The following is a 19,367-nucleotide window of genomic DNA, read 5'->3' on the forward strand; positions in this document are numbered from 1 at the left end:
ATTCAATGCTTTCATGTTTTTTTCATGAAAAATTAACCTGTTTTAGCCTTAATTTTATTTTTATATATAAAGGATGTAAAAAATCACAGTTGTGCACTTGCAAAATATCTTTATAATTTGCGAGACAAAATGATATATTATCCTGTTTTAAAACGGTTTTTAGATTGATTCAAATTTTAAATTTGGGTTATTTTATCTAAAATAAATCTATTGTTTTATATAAAACAAAATAACTTGTATAAAGTTGTATTTTTGCAAAAATACTTGAATATTAAGGTGATATTATGGTAGGAAGAAAACGAGAATATTATATGCAATTTGATGCGGCGCATACTTTTATGTTCAATGAATATCCTGCTGAGTATATTAAAACAATAGGTGTTCCGGGGCATTTTGTAAGATTTAGTAATAGAAAAGTTCTTTTAAATAATGGTATTACTGGTTTCATGGATTCGGCATTTATCCTTGATCCTGATGGTGAAATATTAACTGAAAGGGTTGCAGCATGTCTGGAACATCAATCAACTCCTGTTGATCAAGAAAAATTAGAAAAAATGGGTGATTATGATATTCAGTTAGTTTCTGATGAAAATTTGCCTACACTAATAATTGTTGCATCACATTTAAGTTCTAGGAAATCCAAAACTATTCTTAGAAGATCACCATCAGATGTTACAATACTGTATTTCCTTGACCTTGGCGAAAAAGATAATCGTCGAAGATTAACAAGGTTAAGTAAGCTAATTGAAAACAATCAACATCTAACAACTGAAGATGCATTGAATCTTGGAGTAATTCTGCTTTACGCTCCCAGAGAATGTGCATGTGAAATAACTGAAAAAGTAGTAAATCTCTATCTTGCTATTCATGATGATTTAGATCGAAAGATGGAAAAATGTCTATATTCAGTTTTTTCCGTTTTGATTGATGCATTTTTTGATGACGAAACAGAATATAGGAGGTTAATGGACATGGTTAATGGAATAACTTCTAAAGAAGCTATAGATGAATTTGATGCAACTGCAAAAAGTTTCATGGAGCGCATAGAATGGACTGAAGAAGAGCTGGCTCGGTCTAATGCTATGGTTCATGAACTTGGGGTTGAGAATTCTGGACTTAAGACTAAGAATTCAGAGCTTGGGGTTGAGAATTCCGGACTTAAGGCAAAGAATTCAGAGCTTGGGGTTGAGAATTCCGGACTTAAGGTTGAGAATGCTGAGCTTAAAGCTGAAGTTGCTAGGTTAACTGCTGCATTAAATGGAAAATAGAGTAGTTTTTCTATTCTATTTTCATGTTCATATTGTAAAATTAAATTTGGAATATGTGGCATTGTTTTTTCGCCCATTGTGGATAAGTATGTAGAATAATTGGGTTGACAATATGGTTAATGGAGTAACTTCACAAGAAAGTAAAGATGAATTTGATGCAACTGCAAAAAGTTTCATGGAGCGCATAGAATGGACTGAAGAAAAGTTGGCCAGAGCTAACGCTAAATATTCAGTACGTAAGGATAAGAATTTAGAGCTTAAGACTAAGAATTCAGAGCTTAAGGATAAGAATTTAGAGCTTAAGACTAAGAATGCTGAGCTTAAAGCTGAAGTTGCTAGGTTAACTGCTGCATTAAATGGAAAATAGAGTATTTTTTGTATTTTATTTTCACTTATTTTTTTAGATTAATGAGAACACTTTATAATCATGCTTATTAATTATTTGTAAGATAAAATATCATTATTTCAAAAATTAAAGACGTTATCTTAAAAAACCTGCTTAAAAATAATTCTTCTTTACAATAATATTTTTACTTAATCAAATGTGTAATATAACCTTTAAATCAAATAACGAATAAATACAATATTGAGATAAATTTTAAGGATTGTTTTTCATGAATTATTTAATTGTTGGTGCAGGAAATGCCAGTAGGCCCGTTGCAAGATTACTTAATCATTTAGGCCATGATGTCATTGTCACTGATTTAAAGGAAATTTCAGAGTTCAAGATAGAATTTCAAAGAAGCTTAATTGAAATGGAAAAAGAGGGCGTTATTCTGGATTTGGGCAATAAAAATCCTGATTTAAACGGAATTGAAGCAGTTTATGCTCCTCCAACGTTGCCAGATTCAGCCCCAATAGCCAAATTAATCAAAGACTCTGATGTTAAGATATTAACTAATGAGGAATTCTCCAAAATCGTAAATGACCTGATTCCCGTTGATATTATCGGAATTACTGGAACGATGGGAAAGACTACAACCACCTTCATTACAACCAGCCTATTCAAGCAGGCGGGATATAAGGTCTGGTCATGCTCATCACTGGTAAATAATCTTGTTTCCGAAGCCATCATTGATGGGATAGTTAAGGGAAAGGCAGATGACTGTGACATAGCTGTTTTTGAACTTCCCCACGGTACAATCGGCCTTTTAAACAGCCTTGATATTAAAATAGGTCTTATAACAAACATCGCTGAAGACCATCTCTCCGAGTTCGGGGGATCTCTGGAACTGTACCAGAAGAGAAAACTGATTCTTGAAAAGATGTCCGAAACATTCATCGCAAATCACTCATGTTTTGACCTCATTAATCCTCAAAGAAACGATGCATTATATTATGCTTTAGACGAAGAAGTTGATTTTAAAGGTACCATTGGTGATGAATCCTTAACGATTGAATATAAAGATGGGTCTTTCACTACTCCCTTCTACATGATGAGCTACTTTTTTGAAAATTCCGTTGCAGCAAGTGCTGTTGCGCTGACATACGGCGTAAAGGAATCAGATATTATCGACGCTTTGACGGTGTTTAAAGGTCTTCCTGCCCATATGGAGGATGTGGGAGACTACAATGGAAGAAAGGTGATTCTGGACTCAGCATTCCTTTATGATGGGATGAAAATAACTCTGGATTACTTTAAGGATGAAAGCGTGGTTCTTTTCCTTGATCACTTTGACACATTATCCGTTCGTGACAAGGCCGAAGTCGGCGAACTGGTAAGCAATTACGATATAAAGACGGTTATAGCAAGCGGATTCAATGAAGTAACGCAGGAAGTTGAAATGGAAGCCGCCAATGAACTGCTTGATGCAATAACAAACCCTAAAATCAACAAGGTGGCGGTGCCCGATATAGAGACCGCTGCGGCTGAAACGTTTAAGTATTCGATTCCGGGCGACATCATCCTGCACATGGGGCCTTTAATTGCATATGACAGGCTCACGACAGTTGAAAAAATCATGAAAGGGCTTGATGCGGGAAGTAAGAAGTATGACTGAAAGGTTCGGAGTAATCGGAGTTTGCGGCGCAAACGGCAACTTGATTGCAAGAATACTTAAAGAAAGGGGATATGAGGTAATGGGGACTGACTTGTCCTCTGAGGATGAGTGCAGATTCGCCCATTCGCTTGACGGCTATGACATTGAGCTTTATTACGGTGAAACCCCGGACGAATTTTTTAAAAAAGCGGATTATGTCGTTCCTCCCGCAAGCTTATCTAAGGATTCAGCTGTTTTTAAAAAAATCAATAACGTTTATGAATTGGATGACGTCATCAATGATTTCAGGCCCGATAAGCCTGTATTCGGAATAACCGGAACCAACGGCAAGACCACATGTACTACCCTTCTTAAAAAGATTGCCTATGACAACGCAATAAGGCCGTGTGAGCACAATCTGGAAAAGATGCAGGGAAATGCCGAATACATTCCGATACTGCAGTCCCGGTTGAATGGGGATGTGGCGATTCTTGAAGTGGGGACCTTTGGAGTTCCCGGAACCGTTAAAAGGACAGTAGTCAATTCCTGTATCGAATCAGGGCTTATAACCAACATCACTCCAGACCATATAGGTGATTTGGGAAGCTTCATGGACTATGCGCACGTAAAGGCTGAATTCATTGAAGGGTTAAAAGGCAAGAAAATAATAGTTAATGGCCAGGATCCGACAATAATTGGGCTTTTAAAGGAACTGGAATTTAACGGCGAGATAATAACCTTCGGCGTTGACTGGACATTTGAAAAGGTTAATCCAAAGGAATGCGTCTGCGGAAGTGAAATCAGTGTCAAGGAGATAATTTCAGGTTCAGGATATTACTTCTGTAAGAACTGCGGGCTGACAACACCGCAGGTTGACTATATTGCAACAAATGTCGATTTGGCTAATCGCAAATTTGACCTGCACACTCCGAATGAGAAACTGGAGGTTGAAATGTCAATAGACGGACTTCACAATGTTTATAATGTAACCGGAGTTATAATTGCGGCTCACGAATTCATGAAACTACCTTTTGATAAGATTCTGGAGTCAGTTAAAAGCTTCACTGGCGTTGAGGGCAGAATGGAGAAAGTCGCTGAAATCAACGGCAGGGAAATCTATGTTGACTATGCACATAACCCTGCAGGCGTTCAGACGGTTTTAGACCAGTTCAAAAAATTGTATGGTGACTTTACGACAGTCATTACCGTATCCTCAGAGTCAGGCTATGACGGTGATTTGGCCATTTTTGAAAAGGCCCTTGAATTTTCAAGATATGTTGTTCCGGCTTCTGCGGCTTCCCAGAGGATAGCTCAGGAAAAGCTTTTGGAAGAACCTTCATTATCTGAAAAGATTATCTTTGACTCCGTCGATGACTTTGTTAAGAATGGGACTTTAGGCGCAAGCTACGATGAGGTTAAGGAAGGATTAACTAAAGCCTTAAATACTGATTCTAAATTGATTGTAGCTATTGGGGAAGCTGCAACCAAATTCAAGTCATGTGTTGATGCCATATAATTCTAATCCACTTTTTCATTATCTGCCATTATTTCAAATCATTGGTAAACATTTCCAATGATTCGCTCACTTGATGTCTATTTTATTAACGATTAACTTCATATATTATATAAGGTGAGAAGATGAGGAACATCATAATTGTTGAGTGCATATCTACGGGAATTAATTTCGTTGAGGACATTATCAATCGAGGATACAATCCTATCGTACTGGAACTGAACGTTTCAGACACAGATGGGGGAAAGGAACATGCTAAACTCGTTTATGAAGAGTATGAAAGAATCGACTACGAATTTGATATAATCTATGAAAAGGACACTTTTGAAGATACCCTTGAGGAAGTCAAAAAGTATAATCCGCTTCTTATTCTTCCTGGAAATGAAAGGGGAGTTATTCTGGCAAACAGGCTCTCCCATGAACTGGGTCTTTTGTGCAACCCGATTGAAAATCTCGATGCGATAACGCTTAAGCATGAAATGCAAAATAGAATCGCTGAGAAAGGGCTGCGTTCAATTAAAGGAAAGGTGGTTAGTTCTTTGGATGAGGCGCTTGATTTCTATGATGGCGAAGATTTAAGCGAAGTTGTCGTAAAGCCGATTTACAGCGCAGGCTCAGCAAGCGTCCGCATATGCATGAACAGGGATGAACTCATCAAATCAATCGGAGAACTCTTTAACAACGTCAATTACTACGGGGACGAAATCGACGAGATTTTGATTCAGGAGCGCATCAACGGCGAGGAATACATCATCAATACAGTTTCCCACAAGGGTGTTCACCGCGTAACCTTGATTTGGAAGTACCATAAGGTAAAGACCTCCAAAGGTGCTATCGTTTATGATTCCTGCAACACGGTAAACGAGCTGAACTTGGGCGAGGCCGAAATGGTTGAATATGCATATGACGTGGCCGACGCTTTGGGAATTCAGTACGGGCCTGTTCACGGAGAATATATGATTGACGAAAAGGGTCCGGTTTTGATTGAAGTTAACTGCCGTCCGTGCGGCGGAAACATGCCTGCAGAATTTTTGGACAGGATTTCAGGCCAGCATGAAACGGACAGCATTCTTGATTCATATCTAAGGCCGGCTCATTTTCATGAAAACTTAAAGAAAAACTATGAGCTTTATTCATACGGCAGCCTGAAGTTCTTTATCGTTCCAAAAGACATGATGGCTCATTCATCACCTCTAGCTGACATAAGCAACCGCATGAAATCATATTTCGATTCCTCGCTGTCTGATAATTTCTTTAAGGAAACCTTTTTCAAGCAGACGGAAGATTTGAATACGAGCGGAGGAACTATATTTCTTGTTCATGAGGACAAGGCCCAAATCGAAAAGAATCTTAATTTCCTGAGGGCAGTTGAAAGAAATGCGTTTTCGCTGATTTTAAGCTACGAATCATCAGAAATCACTCTGGAGGATGATGAAGTTTACCTGAAGAAAATCATGCCGTTATTTAAACATGCAGAAAAGTACGGCATCGGGCTTTTCGTAACCGACCAGTTCATCGATGACGTTCAGATACTGCAGGTCAGTCCCGACCGGCTTGATGACATTAAAGGACGTTTCGAGTTTATCATTATCAATATGAATAAAAGCCTCATCGGCAAGGGGGACGTTGAAAAGGCTCTGATTTTCCGGAACATATTTTCAAAGGTCATTACCGGAGGATATATTGTCATCCCTAAAAGCACCTATCTGTCATTGTCCAGCGGAAGGAAAGGAATGGAAGCTCTGATTAAGGTTCTAGACTATAAAATCGAGGTTCCGCCGTATACTCTTAAGGATGTTATTATAGCTTCAAAAATTATATAACTTCTTTTATTACCTTTTTAAGACATTGTCTGCCCGGATTCCTATCACTGAAGCTATCACAGCTATAACGCATGCCACGCCGCACATTCCGCAGACAATCTGTGAAGCCTGAACAATCATTGGGGAATACTGTGAGGATATGGCCAGGTTTCCCATGACGTATGAAAAAATAAGCGTTAAAAGTCCCAGGCTCATTGTCTGTCCGATGGATCTAACTGCAAGCTGTCCGGCTGATGCGAAAGCGGCATCCTTTTCGTTTACGCAGCTCATTATTGCATTCATGTTCGGTGAGGAGAATAGCCCCATACCGAATGCCTGCAGCGCCATTGCCAGCATGACGATATAAAGCGGAGTATTTGCGTCCATTAATGTCATGATAATCATGGCGAATACCGTTATGCACATTCCGATAACGGCAATCTTTTGGGGATGCATTTTGTCTGAAAGCTTTCCTGCATGGGGAGCGGTTAATGACATTATTATTGGGCTTATAATCAATATGAGTCCGGTCATTTCAGGATTCCAGCCCTTTACGTATTGGAAATAGTAGTTGAATATTGTGGAGATTACCATCGCCGCAAAGAATCCGCACAGTCCCGCAACGTTGTATGCGGTGAAGCTTTTTGTCCTGAACAGCTTGACGTCAAACACAGGGGACTCCTGCTTGAGCTCGTATCTGAAATAGATTATCAGTATGATTAATCCGATAATGATTGATATTTTGCCGATTGATGTAATAAGACTTGTAAATCCGTAAATGAATAGGCAGATGCCGATCATGTACATGATGGAGCCGGCAATGTCGAGCCTGTCCCTTTCGTTGGTTTTCCATTCGGAGGTTATTTTTGTCTTCATCATGATGATGCACGCCAGTATGAATGGTATTGAAATGAAAAATATTGATCTCCATCCGAAGTTCTGGACTAAAAATCCGCAGATTACCGGCGAGGCTGAAGTTCCCAGATAAACGCCCATTACGATGATTCCTAAAGCCCTTCCTCTGTTTTCCTTAGCTATTGCCAGGTTAAGTATTGCCATTTCTGACACGTTGACGATAGCTATTCCGATGCCCTGTATCACCCTGAAAAACAAGAAGCTTTCGGTGGAAAACGCAAGGGCGGAGGCAAAGAGTGAAATCAGGAATATGGAATTTCCAACCATTATTGACTTTTTAAAGCCGTATTTGCCCGTAATTTGTCCTGCGGGAATTGTGAGCATTGTAACGACCAGTAATGACAGGTTCATTATCCAGTTCTGAGTGAAATTGTTCATTCCAAATTCTCTGGCGATTTCCGGAACTCCAATGACCATTCCGTTAATTACAAAGACTGAAAAGAACGAGGAGATGAATGTGATTATTATCATGTATTTTTCAATTTCATTGCTGTTCATAGATATCCTCCTGTTTGATTATATTTTTATTCAAAGTTACAAATAAAATATTTCTTCTCACACGCTCTCTCATTAACTTTATAAGTGCATGATAACTAAAATTTATTCATGACTACTTATATTAAGCATCCATTGATTAAAGAGAATTCAATCGAATCAAGGCTTTACCAGCAGGTACTGGCCGGGGATGTTTTAAAGAAAGGCAACACGATGGTTGTTGCACCTACCGCTTTAGGTAAAACCATTGTAGCCATTCTGGTAGCGGCCGACCGTCTGCAGAAGGTAAAGAATTCTAAAGTTCTCATTCTGTCTCCGTCAAAGCCTTTGGCCATTCAGCATGAAGACAGCTTCAAGGAATTTTTAACCCTTCCGTGCGCTTCAATTACAGGTTCTGTCAAGACAGATGAAAGGGTTAAAAGATGGGAGGAATCCAGAATAATTTCTGCAACCCCTCAGACAGTCGAGTCCGATTTATTGAATGGAAGATATGATTTAAGTAGTGTTTCATTAATAGTCTTTGATGAATGCCACCATGGAGTAGGCGCATATTCCTACGTTTATCTGGCTTCAAGATATGTCAAGGAATCCAATTTCAATCTGATTCTGGGGTTAACTGCATCACCGGGCTCTGACAAGTCCAAAATCAAGGAGGTTTGTGAAAACCTCTACATTCAAAACATTGTTGTCAAAACAGAAAGCGACCCTGACGTAAAGCCCTATTTCAATCCGGTTGAAATCGACTGGGTAAGAATCAAGATGAGCTCAGAGCTTGAAAAAATTAATAATTCTCTGGAAAAGGCTCTTAAGCTCAGGTTGAAAACCCTCAAGAACATGGGCGTTATCAAAACCATATCCGTTACCAAAGTGGATATCCTAAAGGCCCGTGGACGCATTCAGGGCGAAATTGCGCGAACGACAAATCCAAATAAGGACCTTTTTCACGCTATTTCCATTTTAAGCGCTGTAATTAACATTCAGCATGCCCAGGAGCTTGTTGAAACCCAGGGAGTTCATCCCTTCAACAAATACATCAAAAGACTGCGCAAGAAAAAGACAAAGGCATCAAAATCACTGATGAACGATCCGAATTTCTCACGTGCTGTCAGATTGGCCCATAATGCCGAAAAGAATGGCTGGGAACATCCTAAACTCAGGACTCTAGCCGAAATCCTTAAAAAGGAACTGGGAACGGGTGACGGCCAGACCACTCTTCAAACCACTAGATATGGAGATAAAAAGGATAAAAAAGCTTCTAAGATAATCGTTTTTACCCAATTCCGGGACACCCTTGAAATGATTCATGAAAAGCTTGAAAGCGAAGGAATCAAGGCTGCCAAGTTCTTTGGCCAAGCCACAAAAGACGGTGAAAAGGGTCTGACTCAAAAGCAGCAAAAAGAAATCATAAAAGCCTTTAGGATGGGTGAATACGATGTTCTGATTTCAACCAGCGTTGCCGAGGAGGGCATTGACATTCCTGCAGTTGATCTTGTCGTTTTATATGAACCTGTCCCATCTGAAGTGCGCATGATTCAGCGCCGTGGAAGAACCGGACGTAAAAGAACCGGGCGTGTTAAGGTTTTAATTACAAATGGAACCCGTGATGAAGGTTATTACTGGTCTTCAGTCAGAAAAGAACATAATATGAAAAACCAGTTGATTGATCCGGACGTTTTACGGGAATTGAATGAATCTGCCATTGCACGAATGGATAATGAAAAGAGAGTTAAAGTCCGTGAAAGGCCTAAGGAGAAAGCCTTGCCTTTAGTTTATGCAGATTCCCGTGAAGGAAATTCAAAGGTAATCCGATATCTCTCACAAATGGAAATGGATGTAAAGATTCAGTCAATGGCCGTAGGAGACTATCAGGTTTCGGATGAGGTTGCCATTGAGAGAAAGACCGCCAAGGACTTTGTAGATTCAATGATTGACAAGCGTTTATTCAAGCAGGCCCGTGAGCTTTCACAGGAGTTCAAGCGTCCCTTATTGATTCTTGAAGGGGATGATTTGTATTCCGGCATGGTCAATCCCAACGCAATCAGGGGAACGATAGCTTCAATAGCTCTTGACTTTGGAATCAGCATTATTCCAACAAGGGATGCCCAGGATACCGCTGCAATGATTAAAAGGATTGCGATTCGCGAACAGTCAGGCGAAAAAGTCAATATTCAGATAAGAACAGATAAAAAGCCGGTCAGCCTATGGGAACAGCAGCTATTCATTATAGAATCCCTGCCCAATATCGGACCGGTAAATGCCAAAAATCTTTTAGAACACTTCGGTTCAGTTTCAAATGTCATCAATGCCTCTGAAAGCGAACTTATGGAAGTTGAAGGCATAGGTAAAATCACTGCTCAAAACATCAGAAAGGTAATCGATTCCAAATATCTCTATTTCAAAAGGGAAATCAAGGAAAAAAAGCTTCTCTAATTTTTTAACTATGCTTGTCCAATTACTCAAGTTTAAGTGAATATTTTTCATTTTTAGTAATCTTTATTAGTTATTTTGTACAAAATTATTGGTGTATAGTAAGTTTTAACTATATTATGTTACTAATAGGAGAAATATTTATGAAATATCGATATTTATCCATTTTTTTAATATTGCTGATATTGTCAATCGGGGCAGTAAGCGCACAGGACGATGCTGCAGCCGATGATAATGTCGCTGTTGTACAAGATGAGGAGGTATTGTCCGCATTGGAATTTGTTATCGATGACAGTAATTATGATACTTATTTCGATAATAGCGGATTAATTCTCGAAAACTCTAATATTTCTGACGGTGATACAATCAAACTTGGAAATGTTAGCGACAAGGACTTTGTAATAGATAAACAATTAACAATCACTTCTAATTCTTCCAGTGATGTTTTAACTAACGTATCATTCTATTTGCTTGACGGAAGTGATAATTCAGAAATCTATAATTTGAATATTGTTGGCGACGGTATTGAAAAGACTTCAATCAGTGTTCAATCAGCTGAAAACGTTACAATTCATGATAATGTAATTGATATTGTGGGTCTTGAAAATTCCTATGATTTTTATGCAATTTACGCATATTACGCTGATAATTTAAACGTTCAGGCTAATGTAATTACATATGATGGAAAAAGCGATGGAACTTCAAAAACATTTGCAATTGCCGTTTCACAATCAAGTGATGTAGTTATTAGCGAAAACAAAATTGATGCAAAACTTGTTTCCGCTCCAATTGATTGGGTTGAAACCCCTCCGGCTTCATATAATTTTGTGCCTCATGCCATTTCTGAGGTAATCAATTTCAATGATTGTGAAGGATTGGAATTGTCATATAATGGGATTGATGTGGAATATTCCAACTACACTGGTGATTATGACAGCATTTATACGGTTGAATTATATGAATGTGATGATGCAGTGATTGAAGGTAATTTTATTCTCGGATCTGGTCACTCATACATTTATGGTTTAGTAATCAGGGGACAGGATTTCACAGTTTCCAATAATGGTATTAATATGATTTCTGATGAAAATTATGCAAATGGAATAGACATTGCATCCGATTCTACCGGTATTGTAGAGAATAATGGGATTTTTGTTTCATCTCCATTTGTTGTTTATGGAATTTATGGTGAAATGGGTGCTGAAGATTCACCAACAGTAGATTATCTTAATAATTATGTTGAAGCCGATTCCCATGTGGTATACGCCATGTATATTTATGGAAATGAAGGAACAATTGAAGGAAATGAAATAATGGCCACCGGTAATTACACTGCAGGTATAGTTTCAATGATGATTGATGATGTTGCAGTAATCAAAAACAATGAAATTACCGTAAAAGGTTTGAAAAACGATACAGTAAAAACTGAGGACAGCGTTCCTGCACAGACCGTAGGTATTATAGCAATGCATGAATGTGAAATTACAAACAATGTAGTCACTTCAGCAGGTAACTACACAATTGTCCACACTGGTTATGACAGTGAAATAACCGGCAACTACCTTGTTTCAAGCGAATTGATGGGTGATGACAGTGTTGATGACAGATCCGAAGATGCTATCGTTGAAAACAACATTCCTGTTGAAGATGCTGATAATTATAACGTAACCAATGACACTTTCTTCCTGTTCTTTACTGAACGCGGAGTATTGAGGGACGGCATCAATCCTGAAACGTTAACATTCATCGGAGAATTCTCTGAAAAAACATCATGGAATGAAATTGACAGACCAATCACTTTAATAGGCGATAACGCTACCTTGAATGATATGAGTTTTGTAATCAGTTCCGACGGCGTTGTCATTGACGGATTCAATTTCATTGCTGACGGAATATATGAAATTATCACAGTTAATGGTGCTGATGACGTTTCAGTTATTAACTCTAACTTCACGGTTGCCGGTGCAGATGATGACAATAATTATGTTGTCCGCATATCCAATTCATCAAATGTTTTAATCGCCAATAATACGATTGATTACTCTGTTATAACTACTTATAATCCTTATACTAACCATGTTATTTGCGCTGAAGGCAGTGATCATTTACTCATTCTTTCTAACGAAATAACCGCCTTTATGCCTTCACGCCCTATGGACTGGGCTACAGGTACAGTTTATTCCGAAGCCGTACACATAAATGACTGCGAAGATGTAACATTCTACGGAAACGTTATTGATGTCACATCAAATAATCAAATCGGATCTTACGCTACCTTGTATGTGGTAGAAATACGCGCTAGTGATGTGGAAGTTGCTGAAAATAACATTACTCTGGTAAATGCTCAATACGGATACGCTCTTGTCATGTCCGGTGAAGATTTGAATATTGAAGCTAATGATATTTATGTTATCGATCTTCAGCCTTATGCATGCGGTATTAACATTGAAAGTAACTCAGAAGCTGAAATTACAGGCAATTTTATTGTTATGTCCGGAGACTCAGCTTATGGTATCTACACTGCTGATTGGGCTGGTGATGTAGTGGCTAGTATTGAAGACAATGCGATTTTAATTGAGGGTAACACCATATTTGGAATGTCCTTAAGCGGTAGTGAAGCTACAGTCGAAGACAACATAATTATTGCCATAGGTAATTACACCACAGGTATAGCTTCAGCTGTCGATCAAATTGATATTTTGGACAATAAAATTAATGTTAAGGGATCAAACGTAGGTATTCCTTTAGGATATGACTCAATGGGCATTGAAACCACTGGTATTCATATTGCAAGAGGAAATGCTACCGTATCTCACAATATTGTCACTACAACAGGTGATTATGCGGTTCATGCCGAAGGCAATGGATCTGTAACATATAATAACTTGGTTGCAAGTGAATTGGTGGGTGATGACAGTGTCAATGCAACTGACATGACTCTTGTTGAAAACAATATCCCGATAGCCAATGCAACAAACTATAATTTAACCAATGATACCTTCTACATATTCTTTGATAAATTCGGCTATTTATATGATGATATAACTCCGGAATCATTAACATTCATTGGAGAATTCTCTAATCTGGTAGATGTAATCCAAATTGACAGGCCAATTTATTTATTAAGCGATAACGCTACTTTAAATAACATGATTGTTTATATTATCTCTGATAATGTTAGTGTTGACGGATTCACTTTTATTGGAGCCAATTCTGGAATCTATATTCACGGGGCAGACAACGTTAACATTTCAAACAGCGAATTTGACATTGATGGTTATGATGATTCGCAAAATCGCGTCATTTTAATTGAAGGGTCTAACAATGTTTCAATCGAGAATAACACAATCCTTTTCAATGTTGAAACTAGTGGCACTTATCAAAATATTGTTGTTGATGCCATGGATTCCGATGGGTTAACACTTGCAAACAATAACATTTCTGCTAACATGCCTGCCCGTTCCATCGATTGGGGAACAGGTACTGTTTATTCAGATGCAGTGCGCTTATATGATTGTGATGATGCACTTATCGATGATAATTTAATTAGTGTTAAATCCAACGGTTACATCAGCACTTATGATACAATTTATGCCTTAAATATCAATGGAGACAATGCTATTGTCCGTAAAAACACAATATCTGTTCGTGATGCTCCATACGGATATGCTGTTGTCATATCTGGTGAAGACTTCCTTATCGAGGACAATTTTATTGTTGCCGTTGGAAATCTATCCTATGCATGTGGTATTGAAGTCGACGGTGTATCAAATGGAGTAATCAATGATAACGCAATTATTACCATAGCTGATTCTTCTTACGGAATCTATACTGCAAATTGGAATGGTGACGTAAAAGCAAACATTACTAACAATGACATGTACTCAATAGGCAATTCCGTATTCGCCCTATCCTTAAGCGGCAGTAAAATTTTAGTTGAAGGCAATGATATTCTAGCATCTGGTGTCTTTACCACAGCTATCGCTTCAAAAGTCGATGAAATAACTATTAACAACAATAAAATAGCCTCTTCCGGATCAAATAATGGAACTCCTTTAGGCTACGATTCCTTCGGTATTTATTCAAGAGCTATCTATATTGATGCAGGTAATGCTACAATTACTTCAAACGACATTAATGCAACTGTTAGTGGTATTTATGCATTAGGTGACAATACCTTAATCTGCAACAACACAATTAATGTTGAAGACACTGGTGTTTCTCAAAATAACGGTTTGGATGGTTCTTGCGCTTTATATATAGGTTCTGATTCTGAAATATGTGATAATGTAATTACATATGCCGGTAAAACAAACGGAACTTATCAAAATGCAATAATTTATGCAATTTATTCAGAAATTAAAGTTCATGACAATGTAATTAACGGCAGTTTAGTGTCCTGTCCTGTTGATTGGAAAACTAAGGGAATGGATTATTATCCTGTTCTCACATCACAAGGTCTTTTCTTCTCAGGATGTGACGGCCTTGAATTAATTGACAATGAAATAAAAGTGGAATATAATAATGCTACTGCTTTAGTTGACACTATTTATGTTGTAAATGTTTTTGATTGTGATGATGCATTAATTGAAAACAATATCCTAAACGGACTTGGTCACTCATACATTTACGGTGTAGTACTCAGGGGAGAAAACTTCACTGTTGCCGATAACGTCATTGACATGGCTTCCGATGAAAACTATGCTAACGGCATAGATATTGCATCCAATTCTACAGGTATTGTAGAGAATAATAAGATTTTTGTTTCATCTCCATTTGTTGTTTATGGAATCTATTCCGAATGGAATTGGGCTGGTGACTCACCAACTGTAGATTATACCAACAATTATATTGAAGCCGATTCCCATGCTGTATATGCAATGAACATTTATGGATCTGAAGGAACAATTGACTCAAACGTGATTGTTGCAAACGGTAATTACACAGCAGGTATTGTTTCAATGATGATGGATGATGTTGCAGTAATTACAAACAATGAAATTACCGTAAACGGTTTGAAAAACGACAGTGAAGATGTTCGAGACATGGTTCCTGCACAAACCGCGGGTATTTTAACCATGTCTGAAAGCCAAATCCATAACAATGTAATCACTTCAACCGGTATCTACTCCATAATCAATTCAGCTTCTGACAGTGAAATAACCTATAACTACCTTGTTTCAAGCGAATTGCTAGGTGATGACAGTGTCGAAGATACTATGGACGAATCATTAGTTGAAAACAACATTCCTAATACTGAAAATGAATATAATTTAACCAATGACACTTTCTTCCTGTTCTTCAATGAAGACGGTTATTTAAGGGATAATATAACCGGTGATTTAACATTCATTGGTGAATTCTCCGATTTATTAGAAGAAATTATTATTGTCAGACCGGTTAACTTATTAAGTGACAATGCTACTTTACGCAACATGAGTATCATTATTGGAATTGAAAATGTCACTGTTGACGGATTCACTTTCACTGATGAGTATGGCGGAATAGCCACTTTTGCAGATAATGCTACAATCGTCAACAATGAATTCTACGTAAACGGCTTTGATGATAAGGAAAATGTTGCCATTGAAATTTATGAATCTGATGATGTTTCAATCCTCAACAACAGAATCTATTTCAATGTTGAAACCAATGGCACTTTTAAAAACCGTGCTATTGATGCTAAAAATTCAAACGGTTTGATTATTTCCAACAACTTTATCGATGCTTATATGCCTTCCCGTTCAGTTGACTGGGCTACTGGAACAGTATATTCAACAGGTGTATTATTGAATGGATGTGACGATGCAGTTTTACAAAACAACACAGTCATTGTCAATTCCAATGATAAAATCGATGTTTATGACACTATTTATGCAGTATCTGTTTCCGGTGATAATGTAAATATCATTGACAACAATATTAGTGTTGAAGGCGCTCCATACGGATATGCTCTTGTCATCACTGGTAAAGACTTCGTCATCGACAATAATGAATTTAGTGCTGGTCGAAACGAATCATACGCATGTGGTATTGATGTTGAAAGTAACTCAAACGGTATCATTGAAAACAATTTAATCCGTGTTGAAGGAGATTCAATATACGGCATCTACACCGCTAACTGGGCAGGTGACGTAAAAGCAAACATTACAAACAACACAATCTTGGCAACAGGTATTACAGCATTCGCAATGTCTCTAAGCGGTAGCGAAGCAACAGTTGATAATAACAAAATTTATATGTATGGTAACTTCACAACAGGTATCGCCTCAAAATTCGACATGATATTCATTACAAACAACACAGTCTTTGCTCTTGGATCAGATAAAGGCACTCCTGCAGGATATGACTCAATGGGTCCCGAAACTATTGGTGTTCATATTGTAAGTGGTGATGCATTGGTTAAATATAATCATCTTGAAGTCAACAGCACATACGCAGTCGATATGGACGCAACCGGTGCCGTAACAGACAATATACTGCTCACTCCATTTTTAAAAGGAGACTTTGCAGTTGACTACAAACAGGGCTCAGGTGTTCTCGTTGCAAACAACACTCCTGCAATGGAATTAGACTACACATTAACAAACGATACATTCTACGTCTACTTCGATAAAGAAGGAAAAATCAGAGAACAAATCCAAGCGGACAACTTAACATTCATCGGAGAATTCTCAGATTTAGTGGATGTAATTACCATTGACAGACCAATCGCTTTATTAAGCGATAACGCTACATTAAAAGACATTACAATTGATATCACAGCTGACAACGTAAGTGTTGACGGATTCACATTCGAATCAGATATTCTATTCAATGTAATTGCAATCGATAAAGCAGATGATGTCACTATATCAAACAGCGAATTCTACGTAACTGGATGTGCTGATGGAAATAATGTCGTAATCGCCGTCGACAATTCCGAAAATGCATTAATCATTAACAACAAAATCTATTTCGATGCAGATATCAATGGAACTTACTCAAATTCAGTAATTTACGCTTTTGAATCAGATAATCTAGCTATTTCATCAAATGAAATATATGCTACCTTACCTGCACGTTCCATTAACTGGACCACAGGACAAGTATATTCAACAGGTGTCGAAATAGACGGCTGTGACAACGCTGTTCTGCATAACAACATAATCGGCATCAGGTCCACTGATAAAATCTCTAATTACGATACCATTTACGCAGTATCCGTTAAAGGTGACAACGCATCAGTAATCACCAACGAAATCGCTGTCTTTGAAGCTCCATACGGATACGCTATTGTACTTTCCGGTGAAGACTTCATAATCGATGGAAACGAACTCACTGCCGGTTATAACGAAGCCTATGCATGTGGTATAGAAGTTGACGGCAAATCAAGCGGTATAATCAATGACAATGAAATTCTTGTTAAAGGCGACTCCGTTTATGGTATCTACACCGCTAACTGGGCTGGTGACGTAAAAGCAAACATTACAAACAACAACATTGAAACCGACGGTATCACTTCATTCGGTATGTCATTAAGCGCAAGCGAAGCATTGGTTGAAAACAACACAATCTCTTCAAACGGTAACTTCACAACCGGAATCGCTTCAAAAGTTGCTAATATTACTATCAACAACAACACAATCACTGACAACGCATCAGATGAAGGAACTCCTGCAGGTTACGACTCAATGGGCATTGAAACTACCGGTATCCACATTGTAAGCGGAAACGCAACCGTAACCAACAACGACGTTAAAACCAACGGTGAATTTGCAGTTGACGCCAAAGGAACAGGCTCCGTAACCGACAACACATTGTTTGCAAAAGAATACACCGGTGACGCTGCCGTGGATTACGACCCTGCAGACACTATAGTTTCAAACAACACTCCTGCAATGACAAGAGCTGTCATTCATGCTCAAGACATTGTAATGTATTACAAGAACGGTACCAGGTACGTTGTCATATTGACAGACCAGAACGGCAAGCCATTGGCTAACATGAATCTTACCTTAGTAATCAACGGCGCTTCATACACAAGAACCACTGATGAAAACGGTACTGCTTCAATAGCCCTTAACCTGAACAGTGGAAACTACACGGCTTCTGCTTCATTCATCGGCGTAGATCCATACTCTGACGCAAGCGTTGAAAACAACGTTACAATCATCTCAACAGTTTTCGGTGAGGATGTTGTTAAAGTCTTCAGAAACGCAACTCAATACTACGCCACTTTCCTTGACGCTCAAGGAAACCCATTGGCAGAGGGCACTGAAGTAACATTCAACATCAACGGTGTAATGTACAAACGTTACGTTAACGGTACTGAAGGAAAAGCCAAATTGAACATCAACTTGCCTCAAGGCGAATACATCATTACTGCAATCAATCCTGTAAACGGCGAAATGGCAGCAAATAACATTACTGTTCTTGCTTCAATCACTGACAATAAGGATTTAGTGAAATACTACAAAAACGATTCACAATATGTTGTAACTATCATAGGTGATGACGGTAACCCTGTTGGCGCTGGCGTAAATGTAACATTCAACATTAACGGTGTATTCTACACTCGCCAAACCAATGAATCAGGTCAAGCTAAACTTAACATTAACTTGCAGCCTGGCGACTACATCATTACTGCCGAATACAACGAATGCAGAGTGTCAAACAACATTACAGTAAAACCGATCTTATTCGCTCAGGATCTGGTTAAAAAATACGGTACTTCCGATCAGTTCAGGGCATTGCTGCTTGACGGTCAAGGTAATCCATATCCTGGTCAAAACGTAACCTTCAATATTCACGGTGTCTTCTATGAAAGAACTACCAATAGCGACGGTTATGCTGCTCTTAACATTAAATTAGGAGCTGCTGTTGATGAGTATATTATTACTTCAAGCTTCAATGGTACCAGTATTTCAAACAAAATTATAATTGAACCTTAAGAGGTAAAACAATACCTCTTAACTTTTTTTTATTT

Annotated in this window: 8 protein-coding genes; 7 read left to right on the forward strand and 1 reads right to left on the reverse strand. The window is 38.2% G+C overall.

What is annotated here, in order from left to right:
• Window positions 1–284: 284 nt before the first annotated feature.
• The 5 genes from F3G70_RS05345 (at window position 285) to F3G70_RS05365 (ending at window position 6,583) form a co-directional block, all read left to right on the forward strand.
• The gene (locus F3G70_RS05345) at window positions 285–1,268 is read left to right on the forward strand and encodes a hypothetical protein (RefSeq protein WP_149731675.1); all 984 of its coding nucleotides are present in this window, start codon (window positions 285–287) and stop codon (window positions 1,266–1,268) included.
• 112 nt (window positions 1,269–1,380) lie between these two features.
• Complete coding sequence (locus F3G70_RS05350; RefSeq protein ID WP_149731676.1) at window positions 1,381–1,635, forward strand: hypothetical protein; 255 nt, start codon at window positions 1,381–1,383, stop codon at window positions 1,633–1,635.
• Window positions 1,636–1,882: 247 nt separating this feature from the next.
• Window positions 1,883–3,268 carry a Mur ligase family protein gene (locus tag F3G70_RS05355; RefSeq protein WP_149731677.1) on the forward strand — a complete coding sequence of 462 codons (1,386 nt, stop codon included), beginning with the start codon at window positions 1,883–1,885 and terminating at the stop codon, window positions 3,266–3,268.
• The gene (locus tag F3G70_RS05360) at window positions 3,261–4,763 is read left to right on the forward strand and encodes a Mur ligase family protein (RefSeq protein ID WP_223166016.1); all 1,503 of its coding nucleotides are present in this window, start codon (window positions 3,261–3,263) and stop codon (window positions 4,761–4,763) included. The genes F3G70_RS05355 and F3G70_RS05360 overlap by 8 nt, the downstream gene beginning before the upstream one ends.
• A 122-nt stretch (window positions 4,764–4,885) precedes the next feature.
• On the forward strand, window positions 4,886–6,583 hold the full coding sequence (locus tag F3G70_RS05365) for an ATP-grasp domain-containing protein (RefSeq protein WP_149731679.1): 1,698 nt from the start codon (window positions 4,886–4,888) through the stop codon (window positions 6,581–6,583).
• Between the two features lie 9 nt (window positions 6,584–6,592).
• On the opposite strand, the gene F3G70_RS05370 is transcribed toward F3G70_RS05365, so the two are convergent.
• On the reverse strand, window positions 6,593–7,975 hold the full coding sequence (locus tag F3G70_RS05370; RefSeq protein ID WP_149731680.1) for an MFS transporter: 1,383 nt from the start codon (window positions 7,973–7,975) through the stop codon (window positions 6,593–6,595).
• 108 nt (window positions 7,976–8,083) lie between these two features.
• Here F3G70_RS05370 and F3G70_RS05375 point away from each other — a divergent pair, with 108 nt between their 5' ends.
• Window positions 8,084–10,402, forward strand: a complete 2,319-nt coding sequence (locus F3G70_RS05375; protein ID WP_149731681.1) for a DEAD/DEAH box helicase — start codon at window positions 8,084–8,086, stop codon at window positions 10,400–10,402.
• Window positions 10,403–10,542: 140 nt separating this feature from the next.
• Complete coding sequence (locus tag F3G70_RS05380) at window positions 10,543–19,332, forward strand: right-handed parallel beta-helix repeat-containing protein (RefSeq protein ID WP_188118086.1); 8,790 nt, start codon at window positions 10,543–10,545, stop codon at window positions 19,330–19,332.
• The last annotated feature ends 35 nt before the right edge of the window (window positions 19,333–19,367 follow it).

Source organism: Methanobrevibacter millerae (genome assembly GCF_900103415.1).
Taxonomy (GTDB): Archaea; Methanobacteriota; Methanobacteria; order Methanobacteriales; family Methanobacteriaceae; genus Methanocatella; species Methanocatella millerae.